This is a genomic window from Deefgea salmonis (assembly GCF_020531905.1).
In the GTDB taxonomy this organism is placed as follows: Bacteria; Pseudomonadota; Gammaproteobacteria; order Burkholderiales; family Chitinibacteraceae; genus Deefgea; species Deefgea salmonis.
The window spans coordinates 220,405-238,019 of sequence record NZ_JAJAWG010000001.1 but is presented as its reverse complement, the minus strand read 5'-3'; the positions used below and the strand labels follow the sequence as shown (position 1 = coordinate 238,019).

Annotated in this window: 7 protein-coding genes; 2 read left to right on the top strand and 5 right to left on the bottom strand. The window is 52.8% G+C overall.

Annotated elements, in window-relative coordinates:
• Window positions 1-14: 14 nt before the first annotated feature.
• The gene (locus tag LG219_RS00985) at window positions 15-3,872 is read right to left on the bottom strand and encodes a YhdP family protein (protein WP_226762687.1); all 3,858 of its coding nucleotides are present in this window, start codon (window positions 3,870-3,872) and stop codon (window positions 15-17) included.
• A 244-nt stretch (window positions 3,873-4,116) separates the two neighbouring features.
• Here LG219_RS00985 and glnE point away from each other — a divergent pair, with 244 nt between their 5' ends.
• Entirely contained in the window at window positions 4,117-6,801 is a 2,685-nt protein-coding gene (gene glnE / locus LG219_RS00980; protein WP_226762686.1) for a bifunctional [glutamate--ammonia ligase]-adenylyl-L-tyrosine phosphorylase/[glutamate--ammonia-ligase] adenylyltransferase, read from the top strand.
• A 122-nt stretch (window positions 6,802-6,923) separates the two neighbouring features.
• Here the strand turns inward: glnE and LG219_RS00975 are convergent, their stop codons facing one another.
• Entirely contained in the window at window positions 6,924-7,418 is a 495-nt protein-coding gene (locus LG219_RS00975) for a hypothetical protein (protein ID WP_226762685.1), read from the bottom strand.
• 104 nt (window positions 7,419-7,522) lie between these two features.
• On the opposite strand from LG219_RS00975, the gene LG219_RS00970 reads away from it, so the two are divergent.
• A complete protein-coding gene (locus tag LG219_RS00970) occupies window positions 7,523-8,311 on the top strand; it encodes a pseudouridine synthase (RefSeq protein WP_226762684.1) in 789 nt (262 codons plus the stop codon).
• Between the two features lie 49 nt (window positions 8,312-8,360).
• On the opposite strand, the gene recD is transcribed toward LG219_RS00970, so the two are convergent.
• The 3 genes from recD to recC are packed head-to-tail and all read right to left on the bottom strand — an operon-like array spanning window position 8,361 to window position 17,481.
• Complete coding sequence (recD, locus tag LG219_RS00965) at window positions 8,361-10,190, bottom strand: exodeoxyribonuclease V subunit alpha (RefSeq protein ID WP_226762683.1); 1,830 nt, start codon at window positions 10,188-10,190, stop codon at window positions 8,361-8,363.
• A complete protein-coding gene (gene recB / locus LG219_RS00960; RefSeq protein WP_226762682.1) occupies window positions 10,187-13,957 on the bottom strand; it encodes an exodeoxyribonuclease V subunit beta in 3,771 nt (1,256 codons plus the stop codon). The genes recD and recB overlap by 4 nt, the downstream gene beginning before the upstream one ends.
• Entirely contained in the window at window positions 13,954-17,481 is a 3,528-nt protein-coding gene (gene recC, locus LG219_RS00955) for an exodeoxyribonuclease V subunit gamma (RefSeq protein ID WP_226762681.1), read from the bottom strand. The genes recB and recC overlap by 4 nt, the downstream gene beginning before the upstream one ends.
• Between the last annotated feature and the right edge of the window lie 134 nt (window positions 17,482-17,615).

Genomic DNA, 17,615 nt, shown 5'->3' with positions numbered 1-17,615 from the left:
CCAAGACATACCCATTAATTTAATTTTTTCACCTGCGGATCACGCATCGAGCCGCTGATTTGATATTCAAAGGCGACCAATTCGCCTAGTGGATTTTGATCAAACAAGCGCTGCGCGGCAAAGGTCGCCAAACCGGCAATCGGATTAATCGCTGCCACGCCCAAAGCCACCGCATCACCCACGGCCGGCACAATACGCACCACAATATCTTGCGTCCCAGCGACAAAATTGGCGTCGCCTTTAAACCGCACTTTGGCCGATGGCGCATCAATCGTCAGGTTTTTAGTTTTGGCCACGCCCTGATTCATCGTGGCGTCCCCGGTGATTCGATCAAAGCCAAAGCCTTGTGAAATTAAATCTTCAAAATCGAGTTTTAAACGCCGCGGAATCGCCTGCAAATTCAGTACCGTTAAAAACCGTCCTGCGCCCGGATCAATTTTTAAAAACTGCCCCGCGCCAACGTCAATTTTAAACTGCCCTTGCATTGAATTGAGTTTGGGCGACCAAGGCGGGCCTTGCCATTGAACATTGCCGCCAAAATTGAGCGGGGCCATCGTCATCGCTTCCGGGTAACCAAAGCGCGTCAATAAACGGCCTAGATTCGACGAAGTCAGTTGCACCTGCCCTTGCGTGACGTTCTTACCGTCTTTTTGCGACCAAACCCCGTTTAAATTCAAATCACCGTCGTTATTTTTGAGTTGTAATTGTTCAATATTGAGTGCCGCGCCTTGCGGTGCAGCCATCACACTTAAATGACCGAGTTCGATTTTTTCATAGCGTAAGTCGGCAACGTCTAAATTAAGCTGCGGCCAAGCATTGGGCGCATCCACCGTACTATTGCTTTGAACCGGCGCCAGCAGCGGACGATGAGTGACTTGCTCCGTCGCAAAAGGCAGCCATAATTTGCTCAATTTTGCATTAAGCTGGCGATTAGCCGCGTGCCAGTTGATTTTTCCGGCCAGCTCTTTACTCTCCAAATCCAATTGCCAACTCTGCGCCACAGGCTTAGCACTGAGGGTCACGCCATTCAACAAACGACCCCATGCATTCACTTGTTTAAAGCTTAAATCTTTCACCACCAACGGCGGCAAACCATTACTGCCTGCGCCACGAGCAGTCACATGCGCTGAGGACGGCATTTTTTCAACAAAGTCCAACCATTCCTCCACGCCAATTTTCGGCCAACTGCCCGTGACCACGACACCGCTTTCGGGCAGTGGGCGAACTTCATTGCCTAAACCAATCACCATCTGCACTTTAGGCTCGCTCGCCACATCGGCTTGCTGACTTTGCATTTTGCCAAATAACAAATTACCCAAAGAAAAAGTCAATTGATGATTTAACGCGCCGCCACTGGCCTTGACCGACAGCGCGCGGGTTTGCGCGGCATTTTTCCCCAAGGGCGCAGGCAGATTCACTTTAGCGCCCTGTAAATCGCTACTGACCGACAAATCAAATTGCTGAGGTGCGACTCTAAGCTGCGCTTGATACTGACTTTGCCCCGAAATCTGCGTTTGCAGCGCCGGTAAATAGGCCGTCGCAATCTGCCCCATTGCTGCGTCACCGGTTAAATTCAGCACCAACGCGCCATTGACATCGTTCGAGCCCAATAATTTAACCGTACCGCCCAGCGCTTTGGCCTGCGCATACGGCACTTTAATCGCCGACTCAGAAAACTCAACCTCGCCAGTGGCGGCATTGAGTACCGGAATCGCGCCGCCAAAGCGCAATTGATTGTGCTTAAACCGATAACGACCACTCACCTTCGTGTCGTCAATCTGCATCATGGGCATATCGAGCTTTAAATCCAGCGTGCCATCGCCCTCGGCTTCCAAGGTATCTAAAAAACCTTGGGTACTGTCTTTTACCGGACTATTGGCGACAAAAGACAAAAAGTCATGCGTACGCCCGCTCGCCTGACCGCTGACCAAAATATGCTGGTCTTGCTCCAGATTCGGAATTTCAACGCTCACACCACTTAAACGAGTTTTTGAAATTTCGCCAGCCGATGCGTTAATGGTCATGGCCAAGCCTTCAAACGCCAAATCACCATTGATATGCTCAATCACCGGCCAACCTGGCACATAGTTCAGCGTAACATCCGCCGCTTTGGCATCAATGGCAAACTTTCCTCTTGCCTCATCGGCCGAGCCTTTATGATATGGGAACCCCGCCACATCACCCTGCCAAACAATTCGGCCTTGACTGGCGTCACCCGCCAACAATGACTGCCGCAGCCAATCCAGCACATCGTCGCCCAAAATGCGCGGCAAATAGCGATACGCTTGATTGGCGGCAAGATGCGCAATTTCACCCGACAGATTCACCGACCCCAAGCCAGAACTAGGCCCTTGGTAGCGAGCATTTAATTTCAACTGAATCGCCGGATTCATGATTGAAAAATCCTGCACGTCAAAACGCCAGTTTTGCGCCGTTTTTTGCCACTCTATACGAGTACTGAGCTCGTTGAGCACCATCGGATCGACAAACTGCGCCGGATAATTAAATTCAGTATTTCGCCCCTGCACATCAAGCCGCCCGCCTTGGTCTTGCCACTGCCCGATCAGATTAAGCGGACCAAGATTCAAATCCGCATGGCGCAGCACCAGCGCTTGCACATCAAAACGCCCGGCCAATGCCTTTGGCGTAGGCAATGAGCCTTGCCAACTCAATTGCGCCGCTTGAATGAGCCCGTCGACTTGAGCGGCTTGCTCACCCCATTGCGGCACTCCCCATTGCGCCCAATAGGGTTTTAATAAGGGCAAATACGCATTTAAACCCGCCAACTGCCATTGCTTTAACTGCAAAGCAGACTCGGCCTTGGTTTGGCTATAGGTCAAATTACACGCGGTACAGAGCACCCCAGACGGCGAGACAATTTGCCGACCATTGATTTTTAAAGTTTTGCCCTTGGGGGTATCTGACCAGAAGACAACGGCATCAAGCTTTGGCAGCTGATACAGAGTCCCCGTATCTAGATCGCGCATTTGCCAATCGCGCGCGCCCAAATCGGCCTCGACCGACTGCAACTGGCCTTGCGCCAAATCGACGCGCAAATTTAAATGCCCTACGCCACGCTGAAGTTGCAAGGCTTTAGGCATTAAGGCATTCAGCCACGGCATAAACTGGATGAGATTACTTTCAGGCAATTGCAATTTGAGCCAACCAGACCATTGCTGCCACTGCCCCACATCAGCGCCTTTCAAGCGTCCTTGCAATTGAATGCGTGGTCCCACGCTGGCCGGCGGTGTTAAAGCCAAATCAAAGCGATGCGTCCCTAAAAATTGATCGGTAGAAAAATCCACCTGACTCAGCAGTAAACTGGGATATTGACCCAGCGCATCGCTAAAGCGGAGTTGCCCTTGTTCAATCACAATTTCATTTTGCGCCAATAGCCAATTGAGCATACTCGCGTCGTTCGATGCTTCACTATGTTGGCTTAATACCACACCCCCCATCCACCAACGCCCATCCACAGAGCGACTAATATCGAGCAAGGGCGATTGCAGCACAATTTTTTGAAATTGAATTCGCCCTAAAAACAAAGAACGCATCGACAAAATGGCACTGAGCGCCGCGAAGTGCAGATCGGGCACTTGGCGATTTTTACCCACAGCAAAATCACGCACCATCAATTGAGGACGCCCGGCTTGCCAGCTGCCACTGACTTGACCGATAGACACCGGCACACCCGTGGCCTGCGTCAACTGGGTCATCAACCAAGGCCGATACTCATTCAGTCGTGGCATAAACCAAAACTGCCAAGCACTCGCCACAATCAGCAACAACAACAAGAAAGCCAACGCAAGACGCTTTAGCCATCGAAAGAGGCTATGCGAAAGAGAAAATAAAGCAAGTTTGATGCGGCGCACTAAAAAACGTCCAAATTCAAAAAGGGGAAAGCGCCCAAACAGGCTCGGCTATGCTAGGGTTACGCACAAGAACGCTATTTTACCCTGATTCCAAAGCGGCATTTCGCTTCGCTCGGCATTTCTCGTAAAGATTTGCCGCCGTCTATGCCCCGCATCACACTAGACGCAGCCTTAAGTCGCCCATATCAAGCAATAAGCCCATAGCGCCCGATACAAATTTGCGAATTTGCCTAAAAGTGATCCTATGACCGATACCACCTCCATTCATCCCGCCATTGTCGCCGCACGCCAACATAGCCGTTACCTCACCAATCTGTTTGTTCGCCATCCGCAACTCATCGAGATCACCACGCTACACCTCGATCAGCCCTTTAGCCGCCAAGCGATGCTCGATCAACTGCCCGCACCGCAAACAGAAGAGCAGCTCAGCCAACAATTACGCAGCTTGCGCCAAGCGGTCATGGCCCGTTTGATCACCCGCGAAATCAACCATCTCTCCGACTTAAATGAAGTGGTCATCACCACCAGCGACTTAGCCGAAGTGGCGCTCAGCCATGCTTTGCAATTTGTCAGCCAAGCCACCGAGCGCATTGGCCTGCCGATTGGCGAAGACAGCGGCACGGTGCAAGAACTGATTATTGTCGGCATGGGTAAATTGGGTGGTCGTGAGCTCAATGTCTCTTCCGACATTGATTTAATCTTTGTCTATCCCGAAGACGGCCAAACCAATGGCACTAAGCCCATCAGTAATCACGAGTACTTCGCGCAAATTGGCAAAAAACTGATTCGCATTATTGGCGACACCACAGCAGATGGGTTTGTATTTCGAGTCGACATGCGTTTGCGCCCCTTTGGCGACTCAGGCCCCTTGGCCACTAGCTTTGCGGCTTTAGAAAACTACTTACTCACCCAAGGGCGTGAGTGGGAGCGATACGCGTGGATTAAAGGCCGCGCTTTAAGTGGCGACGCCGCCGGCTTAATGAGCTTAGTCACGCCGTTTATTTATCGAAAATACCTCGATTACGGCGCGTATCACTCTATGCGAGAGCTGCACAGCCAAATCCGCCGTGAAGTAGCGCGTAAAGATCGTTTTGAAAACGTCAAATTGGGCCCCGGCGGCATTCGCGAAATTGAATTTATCGGCCAAGTATTCCAGCTGATCCGCGGCGGGCGTACCAAGGCATTACAACAAAGACCAACGCAAGTCATCCTCAACGAGCTGGAACAGCAAGGCACGCTACCTGCGGACATCGTCAGCCAGCTACAAGCGGCGTATGTGTTTTTACGCAATGTCGAGCATCGAATTATGTATTTAGACGATGCGCAGACCCAAATGCTGCCCACACAAAGCGACGACCAAGCGCGACTGGCACTGAGCATGGGATTTGCCAAGCAAGGCGTTGGCGATTGGGTACAGTTCAAAACCACGCTCGACATGCACCGCGCGCAAGTCACGGCGCAATTTGAACAAATTTTTGCGCTACCTGAGCACAGCGCACTCAATAGTAACGACACCGAAACACACATCGACCAATACCTAGACGAAGACACCAGCCGATTGAGCGCGCTGGGCTTTGCAAAACCGCTCGAAATCCAACGTCGACTCAATGCTTTACACGACAGCAGCAAATACCGGCAAATGCCCGATCGCTGCCGACAACGGCTAGACGCGATCTTACCGTCACTCATTACCATCTCCGCCCAAGTGAGCAATCCCGACATTACCCTCACGCGCTTACTTGACTTACTCGAAGCCATTGGTCGTAGAGAATCTTATTTGGCGCTACTGGCAGAGCATCCACAGGCGTTAAAACGGCTTGCATCACTATATAGCGCCAGCCCTTGGGTGTCTGAATACCTCACTCGCCACCCGATCTTGCTCGATGAACTACTCGATTCGCGCTTACTACATCAAGTCCCCGACTGGGGCAAATTGGGCGAACAGCTCAGGCAAGAGATTCGCCAACTCAAAGACGACACCGAAGCCAAGATGGATTGCTTACGGCACTTTCAACACACGCAGATTTTTCGCTTAGTCTCGCAAGACTTGGCCGACTTATTGCCGTTAGAAACGCTATCGGATCATTTGTCTGATTTAGCCGACCTAATTTTATCGGTGGCCATCGAAGAAGTCTGGCGCGAAATGCCCAATACCCACCGCGACACACCGCAATTTGCCATCATTGGCTACGGCAAATTAGGGGGTAAAGAATTGGGCTACGCGTCGGACTTAGATCTGGTGTTTTTATACGAGGACGAGCACCCCAACGCGGGCGAGATCTACGCGCGCTTTGCCAAACGGGTGGTCAACTGGCTCACCAGCATGACCTCGGCCGGTCAGCTCTACGATATTGACTTACGCTTACGCCCCAATGGCACATCGGGACTACTGGTTTCCAGTATTGATGCTTTCGAGCAATATCAGCGCAATTCAGCGTGGGTTTGGGAGCATCAAGCCCTCACCCGCGCCCGCTATTGCGCTGGGGATGTCGCAATCGGCCAAAAATTCACGCTGATTCGCAATGCGGTGATTTGCCTTGAACGTGACATTGATTCGCTCAAAGCCGAAGTCAAAAAAATGCGTGAAAAAATCCTTGAAACCCATCCGGCCAGCGCCGTGGACGTCAAGCATTTACGTGGCGGGATTGTGGATGTTGAATTCATTATGCAATTTTTGATTTTGGCGTATTCAGCCACCATTCCGGCGCTCACCGCCAATCTGGGCAATATCGCCTTACTCGACACCGCCGCCCAGCATGGTTTAATCAGCAGTCACGCGGCTGAGCACGCCCGCATCGCCTACCGCGCACTACGCCGCTTGCAGCACATCAACCGCCTAAATGGTACGCCGCTCACGGCAGCAATGATTGCGCCACTTGAACCTGACCTGCAATCGGTGCAAGCCACTTGGCATAATCTATTTGCTTAATGGTTTGGACGGATGATGGTTTGCAATCAGCGCGAACCCAAAAGCCAGCCTAAAACAATAAAGCCCAAACACACGTTGGGGCTTTATTGTTATTACGCTAATAACGACCAGACCAATAACGATTAAGCCGAGCCGACAAAATCAGCAAAATGAATCGCGCGCACGCCTTGCGGCAAATACGTTTCTAGCCAGCGCATTTCTTGCTTTAAATGCCGGAGTAAAGCCACGACGTGCATGGGCTCAGTGTCATTATCAAACCAGTATTCTTTACGCCAAACCGCATTTGGCACGTCAAAAATGTCACCACCGGGGTGCAACTCATCCATCGACGCGGCACGCTGCACATAACCGGTGAGCGACAAAACACCGTCTAAAGGCTGGCTTACCTCGCTCACTTCAATCACAAAGGCGGCCATGCTGGGTGATAATTGCTGTAAATTCACGTAAACTTGTGGGTTCAAATCTAAAGTTTGTACGCTTTGCGCGCAACAGTGCGGACAAGGCAACGTCATTGCCGACCAACACAAAGTTTGCGAATGATCATCGGCTTGCTGATACGCCTCAAGCGGATGATGATGACCACAAATATAATGCGGCAATTGCTGAACCATCGACATAAACGCACCTAAACCACAAACAGACATCCATTACATTAGCATATACTGACGTCGTTCGTCATAAACGTCGACTCTTTTCCCACTCCTCGTTACAAAGCAACGCCATGCTCCCCATTTTGTACCAAGACGAACAGCTCGTTGCCATTCACAAACCGAGTGATTTATTGGTTCACCGCAGCAGCTTAGACGCTTACGAAACGCGCTTTGCGGTGCAACTTTTGCGCGATCAAATTGGCCAGCATGTTTTCCCGGCACATCGCTTGGACAAAGCCACCTCGGGGGTTTTATTGTTTGGCCTCAATTCAGACAGCGCCCGCGCGCTGTCGATGCAGTTTGCCGAACGGCAAGTAACAAAAAATTATTTAGCCGTGGTGCGCGGCTGGCCGGACGAGCAAGGCCAAATCGATCATCCGCTAGAAATCCGTAAAGACGACGCTGAAGTGTTTGGCGGGATCGTTGAAAAAGCCGCGCAAGCCAGCCAAACCGACTATCGGCGCATTGCCAGTGTCGAGCTGCCATGGACCGTGGACAAATACCCCAGCAGCCGTTATGCCGTCGTCACGCTCGAGCCAATCACAGGCCGTCGGCATCAAATTCGCCGTCACCTCAAACACCTAAGCCACCCGATTATTGGCGACACCACTTATGGTAAAGGACGGCACAATCGGGCCTTTGCCCAAGCCTTTGGGGTAAATCGCCTGCTATTGGCATGCACTCAAATGCAGTTTAAACACCCGCTAAGTGGCGAAACCCTGCGCATTACTGCGCCCGTCGCCGCCGAGATGAGCTGGGTAATTCAAGAAATAGGCTGCTTAGCGGCTTTAGACGCACATCAAATCGACTACCAAACACCGCAAGCGAGCACCACATCACATCGGCAAATTTTTGTTTAATTGTTTAATTGGTAATTTGATGATTCGTGCCCAACGCCGCAATAGTCAATTAAGTCAGCAAGCGCTGCGCCAAACCCGATTGCCGCGTAATGCCTTTGCGGCTGGCGCTAGTAATGATGCTTTCCTCACCCCACAAACTCACTTGCTGGCGCGCGCGCGTAATGGCGGTGTAAACCAGCTCCCGACTTAAAACACGGTTGCCGCCATCATTTGGACTGGGCAACAGCAATAATACGTGCGCAAACTCTGAACCTTGCGATTTATGCACCGTCATCGCAAATGCGGTTTCCACCGCTGGCAAGCGCGCAGGGGCAACTTTGCGCGTACCGCCATCACTCGCGGGGAAATGCACCCAAAGCTTGCCGTGTTCATCCGCCAACGTCAGGCCAATATCGCCGTTATACAACGCTAAGTCGTAAAGATTTTGCGGCACCAGCACCGGCCGACCGGCATACCAGACTTGGTCATTCATTCTTAAACCTTGTTTGACCAACTGCGCTTCAATTAAATGATTCACCCTTGCCACACTGGCTGCACCTTGGCGCACCGGGCTTAGCACACGAAACGCGTCAAACGCAGCAAACACATCACTTGGTGACGCCTTGGCAGCTACCGCAGCAAAAAATGGCGCATAGCCCGCCAGCAATGGCGCGGATAAGTCTTGGCCGCTCGCCGCTGGATTACTCGGATACCAAATCAAGGCCTCATCCCCTGCGGGCGTCGCCGGCTGGCGAGTTGCAGGCAACAACAACGCACTAATTTTACGTAAATCGCCGGCATTGATCGCCCGCGCCAATTCGCCAATCACACCGGAAAAACGATAGCTTTTATGCAAAGTCAGCACATGTTCGCCAATGGCCGACGCCGAAAAGCTCGGTTCAACCACCTGCCCCGTTAAACGCGACAATTTAGCGGCAAAGTCCGGTGAAAAGCCACTTTCCTCGCATAAATCCCCCATCACGGCACCGGCTTCAACCGAAGCGAGTTGATCTTTATCACCCAATAAAATCAAGCGAGCCTGCGGCGGCAAAGCATCGACTAATTTACTCATCAGCGCCAAATCAATCATCGACGCTTCGTCCAGCACCAGCACATCCAGCACCAAGGGGCGCGCAGCATGATGGCGAAACTGCACCGAATTAAATTGGCTACCCAGCAAGCGATGCAAAGTCGTGGCTTGATCAGGGATTTGCGCCGCCAACGCCGCACTCAACAAGCCTTTTTTGGCTAAATCTTGCTTACCCTGACTAATTGCCGCTTGCATGCGCATCGCCGCCTTACCGGTTGGCGCGGCCAGCGCAATATTGAGCACGCGATCGCTACTGATTTGCAGCAAGGTCAATAACTTAATCAAGGTGGTGGTTTTACCCGTACCCGGACCGCCGCTGACAATACTTAAACGCTGATGCAGCGCGGCGGTGACGGCGATTTTTTGCCAATCGGGGTTTTCATGGCTTTCGGCAAAAAATGTCTGTACATGCGCAGCCAATGCCGCTTCATCAGGAGCGGGTGGTGCATCGAGTGCCATGGCACGCAATTGCGCCGCTAATCGCGACTCATACGCATGATACCGCGCTAAATACAGCCGCTGATGCGAGGCAATCAGGGGCATAAAATCACCCGCCTCACCCACCAAACCACTGGCCAACCATGCGGCTAAGTCTGTTTGCGCTGGAATATCAACGCAGACATCGCCGCGCTCACTGGCCTTGGCCAATTGCGTGACCAGTCCCAGTAAGTCGACAGGGGCGTTAGGATTCTTGCGGCGGAGTAAATCCAGCAGTGCGCTAGAAAAATCAATTTTTTCAACGTCGATTTTTTCACCGGTGTTGGTCTCGTTGGCGATTGGCGGCAGTGTCGTTGTGAAGGTATTGATCATTGCGCCACTCCTTCACCTAAAGCGCGATTGAGTGCCTCAATCAGTTTTAAAGGGGGTTTATCCCGCCAGACTCCACAATCATTTGCTTCTAACGACATACCCCGAATGAACAAATACAACACCCCACCAAAATCACGCTCATAATCATAGCCATCCCCCAAGCGCGCCAACATATGCCGGTGCCAAGCGCAGCTATACAGCAAATACTGCAAGTAATAATGCGAGTCGCTCATCACCTCGCGCAAAGCGCCTTGATCGTAATCGCTCAAGCGGTCACCCAAAAAGTTGGATTTATAATCGGCAATAAAATACTGCCCTTGCCAAAAGAAAATCAAATCAACAAAACCATTTAAATAACCAACGAATTTCTCGGGTTTTAAGCGCTGCGCGGCGGCAATAAAGCGCGGTTCAACGCCAAACTCGGCTTGCGCCAATACACGGCAAAAAGCCGCAATATCGACCGACTTACACCCCAATAAAAAAGACCATTCATTTAAACGCTGGCGCTGGGCCAATTGATTTAAGCGCAGCACACCCTTCTCAAGCGTGATGGGCGCGGCCAATACCTCCAATAACCAAGCGGCGACTTGCGGTGCAGCATCATCGCGAATCGGCAGACCTGATTTTTGCATCGCTTGCGTTACGGCTTGTGCCAACTCAGCGGCATTGGCGCGGCTAAAATCGGTATGCTCCAACACCGCATGCAAGGTAGTCCCCGCGCGACTACCGCGCGCAAAACAAAAGCGCATTTGCGTCGTCAACGCCTCACTTTCAAAGCGCTGCACTTGCACACCATCGGCGTCGTAATCGGTGCCGATTTCGGCCAGCGCCTCGCTCGCGTGGCTGCGCGTCAGCGAAGTAAAACTCGCCAAGCGCCACGGCGCGGCCAAACTCCACGGTGCAAAATCAAATCGTTTGGAGCGCGGCGTCAGCTGCAAATCAGGCAAGGCATAATCAACGCCGCTGTAGCGCGTCGGCTCAGGCAAGTCACTCACCGTCACCGCCCCCAAACGAGCAAAGGCGCTACTCAGCAGCGATGGCGTGAGCGATTTAAGCTGTTGACCGATCGGCTCGCCCGTTTCAGTGCGCAATAAATGCGTCAGCGGTGCGTTTTTCAGCCCCGCTAGCGACTGCCAAGCCAGTTTTTCAAACGCCGGATACGCCAAATACAAGCGATGCTTGGCGCGAGTGACGGCCACATACAATAAACGAATTTGCTCGGCATACGCCTCATGCTCGGCTTGCGCCAGATGTTCTTCCAGTTGCGCGGTGCCGACGTCAATTTGCAGCGCATGTCCGGCATTGGGCTGGTGGAACGACACCCACTGTGGATTACGCACCAATTCCCCCTTGCCTTTCCATGCAAACGGGCAAAACACAATCGGATATTCCAAACCTTTAGACGCATGAATCGTCACCAAACGCACGCGATCGGCGTCGCTTTCTAAGCGCATCTGCTGGCTTTCGGCGCCCTGATTGGGCTCAGCAATTTGTCGCTCAAGCCACGCCAGCAATAAAGCCGGATTGGGGCGTGATCTGGATTCATGCTGCACCAACTCCGCCACATGCAATAAATTGGTCAAGCGCCGCTCGCCACCGTCTTGCTTTAAGACACGGCTGGTAATATCGGCCTCGACCAACCAGCGCCGAAACATCGGCATAAAGCCAAATTTGCGCCATTCATCACGCCAGCTTTGCAGGTTTTCCACCTCGGACTGCCAAGCGGCATCATCCAATTGCAAGGCCATTAATTGCGCCACGCTCAAACCCATGACCGAGCTGACCAAAGCATGGCGCAACAAGCTGGTTTGCGCCGGCGCTTCAATCGCTGCCAGCATCGCGCACAAGCCTTGCGCCTCACTCGAAGCAAACACGCTTTCTCGGGTTTGCATCACCGACGCCACGCCGCGCGCGGCCAAAGCGTGCCGCATGGCGTGCGCTTGTCGATGACTTGGCACCAACACCGCGATATCTTTTGGACTTAAAGCGCCGCCACTTAGCGTGGCCTTGCCTTGGCTCGCGGCATTGAGTAAGCCCGCGATTTCATCGGCGGTTGCCGCCAACAGCATTTTTTCGGCGGTGTCCGGATTTAATCCATCAAACACAAACGCATGCACCGCGCCGCGATCATCAGCGCATTGCCATTTGGAATCGCCACTTTGCTTGGCGGCAATGGTCGGATGACTAATTTGTTGCTCAACAAAAGCATCTTTGGGCGCAAATAGCGCGTTCACAAATTCAACAATCGGCGCGTCAGAGCGAAAATTAGTCTCAATCGAATAACACGCTTTAGCCTGCCCACGCGCGCCCAAATAGGCGTACACGTCGGCGCCGCGAAAAGCGTAAATGGCTTGCTTCGGATCGCCCACCATAAAAAACGGCGGCGTACTGCCGTCGCTTAACGCTTGGCCAAACAAGCGATCAATAATTTTAAATTGCAAAGGATCGGTATCTTGAAACTCATCAACCAAGGCCGCACGGTATTTTTGGCTGACCTTTGCAACCAAGTTTTGGGCCCGAATCGGATCATCGAGCGCCGCAGCTAAGCAAGTAATACTGTCGTCAAACGACATTTTACCGCTGTGCGCTTTGCGTAACGCCAATTGCTCACGCACATAACGGGCAAAATCCAAGCGCCAGTATTTCAGTTGCAAAGCCAAATCAGCCGCCATACTGTCGGCATTGGCCAATAAAGCCTCGGCGGCGGCAAAAAACTCATGCTGCGGCGCAACGGGTTTAAATTCTTTTTTAGTCATTTTTAGTAAATGACTTTGACTAAATTTTTCCCAATCTTTAAATAACGCCACGCTCGGCGTGGTGCTTTGCAGCAATCGATGCGTGGCCGCCAGCCAGCCTTGCCACTTTTCATCACTGAGCTTGTACGTACCAGAAAAAACCCCACCCGCTTGGGCATTCAGTAGCAATGCGGCAATTTCGCCTTGATCCCACCAATGCTGGCATTGCTGCCATTGCACGGCATATTGCGCGGCGCGCTCGTCCCGATACGTGGCCGACGGCAAAGCAGGCAAAGGCAAGAAATACGCCGGATCTAGGCTTTTGACTTGGCCAGCCAATTGCTCTAAATACGGCACGTCGATTTTTTGCTCGCGTAAATACGCCACCCACGCCGCATCAGCGGCATACACCTGACTACGCCAAAAATCATGGGCAATCTCGGCGAGTAATTCGCTTTCGTCTTCTAATAATTGCCGATCAAAATCAAAGCCCGCCTCAAACGCTTGCTCAGTCAATAAACGCTGGCAAAAACTATGAATCGTTGAAATCGCCGCGCAATCGAGCGTCGCCAGCGCCAAGCGCAATTGCCGCAATAAAGGATCGGGATCTAAACCTTCGGCCATCACCCGCGCCCACACCTCAGCACAAAAAGGCTCTGGTGCGTCGCCCACCATCACCGGCATCTGCTCCACAAAGGTCTGCGTTAATTGCGCCAAACGTAAACGAATCCGATCTTTGAGCTCGGCCGTTGCCGCCTTGGTAAACGTCACCACCAAGATACGCTCAGGGAGTAATCCCTTGGCTGCGTTATAGGCCGGTTCGTCTGGCGATATACCCGCCCCTAAAATCAAGCGGGCATACAGGCCAGTGATATTAAAAGTTTTGCCGGTACCGGCCGACGCTTCAATCAGCACTCGCCCCCCCAGCGGCACATCGTGCACCATTAAGGGAGAAAAAATCGGCGACACACTCGCTGCCTTGGCGGGGACATTGGGCGATAACACAAGGTTGTCATTACTCGCGGGCATCATGCTGGGTCTCCTGTGAGCAAACTGGCAAAATCGAGGTGCAAGCTGCGGTCTTTCACTACCGCCAACATCGGCAAAACAATACGCTCCGCCCAATGGATACATTGCGCCGCTGTGGCGCTCGACATTTGCAAAGGATCTTGCGGCCAAAGCAATTGATTTTGCACTTCTTGCCACTCGCCATCGGCATTAAAACTCGGCAACCAACGTTTAATCAGCGCCGCCCAACGTATAGCCTGCGTGGCGTCATCGTCCGCCGCATCACTGTCCGCCGCCTTACCCCAAGCCAAGGCGCTATGCGGGAAAAACACCAAAGGCGCATGCATTGCCGCTTGATACAAAGCCAACACCTCGCTCAAATGCAGCATCGCCTGCGCTGGCGCAATCGCCGCGAAGTACAACACCCGCTCCGGTGACAACCACCGCGTCACCGTTTGCATGCCACTGGGCTGCATGGCGCACAATGCCAAATGCTCCACCCAAGCGCGAAACACATCGCGCGGATAAATTTGGCTTTTTAAAACGATCCGCCCCTCGGCATAACAGGCATCCAACCAGCCGGTGATTTGCACCGCAGGACAAGCGGTTAATGGGATATTGAGCTGCACCATTTGCGGCGGCAATACCGGGCTACTTTGATAGCGTGGCAAGGCTTCGAGCAGCGCGCAAGCGGCAAACAATTGCTCATCAACCAAGAGATTGCCCGGCGCACCCAACGGGGTATTGCCCCGAGCAAATACTAAATCATGCGCTTCAAGCCCATACCTCAAGCCCAATTCGCGCACGGCGTAATCACGAAAATCTTTTAAGTCAAAAGCTTCATCGTCTTCAAGGTGGCCATCATTGGCGTCATTTTGAAAAAACAAATGCGCGCGGTGCCGCAAAAAATACGCCGCGGGCTTGGCCAAGCATTGCGCCAATTCATCCCAACGTAAACTGGTGGGCATCTCAAAGGGCGGATAGGCCTCGCTCACGGTGCCATCACTCGCGGCGGTCTCGTTCGCGCCAGAGTCGCCTTCCGCCAGCCCTACAGAATGGCGCGCCGCTCGGGCAATTTGCTCGGCGGCGCTGCGCCACAGCGGATTAAATGACGCCATGGCGTTCGCTGCTTGATCCGGGGTATGGCCAGCAAAGTTTTGCAGACTAAAGGGTTGCAGCGGATACTCACGGGTTAAATGCTGCAATAGCTGCGCGCGGCGTTGCTCAATACTGGCGTGGACATCGCCTTCCAGAAAAAACCCCTGCGCCACACAATCGAGCACATCGCTCACTAAGACCGAAGGCGGAAAATGCGCGTCGTCTTTTAAGCTGCGCCCAACCCACGACAAATAGAGTTTTTCTCGTGCCGCCAATATCAAATCTAAAAATAAATACCGATCATCCAGTCGACGCGAGCGATCGCCTAAACGCGGATGTTGGGCAATTAAATCAAACCCCGCCGTGGGCGGATTACGCGGAAAATCATTTTCATTCAAACCCAACACCGCCACCACGCGAAACGGCAAACCGCGCATCGGCACCATGGTACAAAACGTCACCCCACGCGACATAAAGCCCGAGCCTCGGCTGCTGTTTTCAAACCGATGTTGCAGCCAATCGGCAACCACCTCGCGCGGCACAGCATCGACCAAACCGGCCAATTGCGATTCTTGCGCCAAATCGGCCAAGGTCGAACGAATCGCATCGGCCAGCTTGAGCTCAGCTTCGTCGTGCTCGTCAAATACAATAAATTCCTCAAGCAGCAATAAAATATCATCTCGCCATTCAAGCAGCGTGCGCGGTGCGGCCAGTGCGCTGCGCCATTGGGCGATGGCGGCGACAAAGCGCGTTAATTTAGCCAATAAGCTCGCTTGCGAGCCTTCTAAATCATCCCACGGCGCTAGCGCGGTCCATTCAGACAATCCCTCTTCAGACAATTCCTCTCCAGAAGAGACCTCAGCAAACGAAGCCTCACCCCATAGCGGCACCGCGTCGCCAGCTAAAGCATTGGGCAAAGTCAGTCCCAATAGCAATCGATCCAAACCCAGCTGCCAGGTATTGGCTGCACCCATATCGGACAAATCAAACTCAGCGCGATGCGCCGCATCTAAGCCCCAGCGGATGCCGACGGCCGCAATCCAATGCCGAATCGTTAGCAATTGATCGCTACTGATGTCAAAGCGCGCCGCCACTTGCGGCGTTTCCAGTAAGCCATACATTTCATCGGCTTTGCAGCGGCTTTCCGGCAATTGCAATAACTGCATTAATACATCGACCGCTGGGCATTCTTGCTGCGTGGTTAAGTCGGCGATATTAAACGGAATATTGGGCGCGCCCGAGGCTTTAGCACCGCCAAAAACCGCCTCGATCAGCGGCGCATACGGCCCCATGTCGGGCAGCAACACAGCAATTTCGGAGGCCAATAAACTGTCGTCATTGACCAGCATGGCGGTGATTTCATCGTGCAAGATTTCCACTTCACGCATCGCGCTATGTGCGTTATGAAACGTCAGTGAACGATCGTTCTTTGCCACCACTTGGGCGTTATGCGTGTCGCGATTGAATAGATTGAGCACGTCCGATTGCAGCGTTTGCAATAAGCTGGGGGTGGCAATGTGCTCGAGCGGGTCGTAAAACAACCACTGCTCACCACCACCGCTCCACGGAAAAGCCTCCGTTACCGCGCGATAAAAATCACGCCCGGCTTTGCCCATAGACGCCAACAGCGGATGACCAATGTCGAGATACAAATCTTCTTGATCGCGTTCTAATTGGCGGCGCGCAATCACTTGGGCGCTGACAATCGCCCCCCATTCTTCGCGGCAGGGATTAAGTAGAAATAAATTCACGTCGATGTGTTCGGCCAACGCACCCAGCACGTCGATATACGCCGGCGGCATGCCGGCCACGCCAAACACGGTAATGCGCTCAGGCAACCGGCTCGGACCCTCGTTTTGCCACGCATTAAATAGCTGCACAAACATATCGGCACGATGCGGCATTACGCCAAAATCGGCGTCGATACTGGCTTTGACTTCACGCCACAACGTCGCCTGCCACGCTTCATCGGGGCCCAAGCCCACCAACTGCCCCGCTTCCCACGCCGCAATCCAATGACTGCGAAACACCAAATACTGATCGAACACATCGGCCAATTTACCCGCCAACGCCATTTGCCGCCGCGCATCGCCTTCATCCAAATACGCCGCCACAATCGGGCTAGCGGCGCGGGCGCCCGATGTTGGCAATACGCCAAATAAGCGCCAAGCCAGCGGGCTAGCGCTATATGGCGAATCAGCTTGTAAATGCGGCAATGCGTCTTTGAGCAAAGACCAGACAAAACTGGCCGGCAGCTGAAAGTCGATCCCGGCGCAAATCCCGACGCGATCGGCCAATTTAAACCGCAGCCAACGCTCCATGCCTTTACTGGAGACAATGATTTTTTCGCTAGCAAACGGATCGCTCAAGGCGACGCCATACAGCGCTTGTAATAATTCGAACAGATTTTCAAGGCGATTGGACTGGTAGATATGCAAGCGGCTGGACATGCGGGCACCGAAGTAAGAAGCAAGGCTTATTCTACCTTGTTAAGCTGACTTCAGTTGCCAGAAAAGGTCGCAAAGTAGGTCTTAACCGCAATCGGCACGTCACGCTGCGCCAATACTAAGGCCAGCACCAGCGA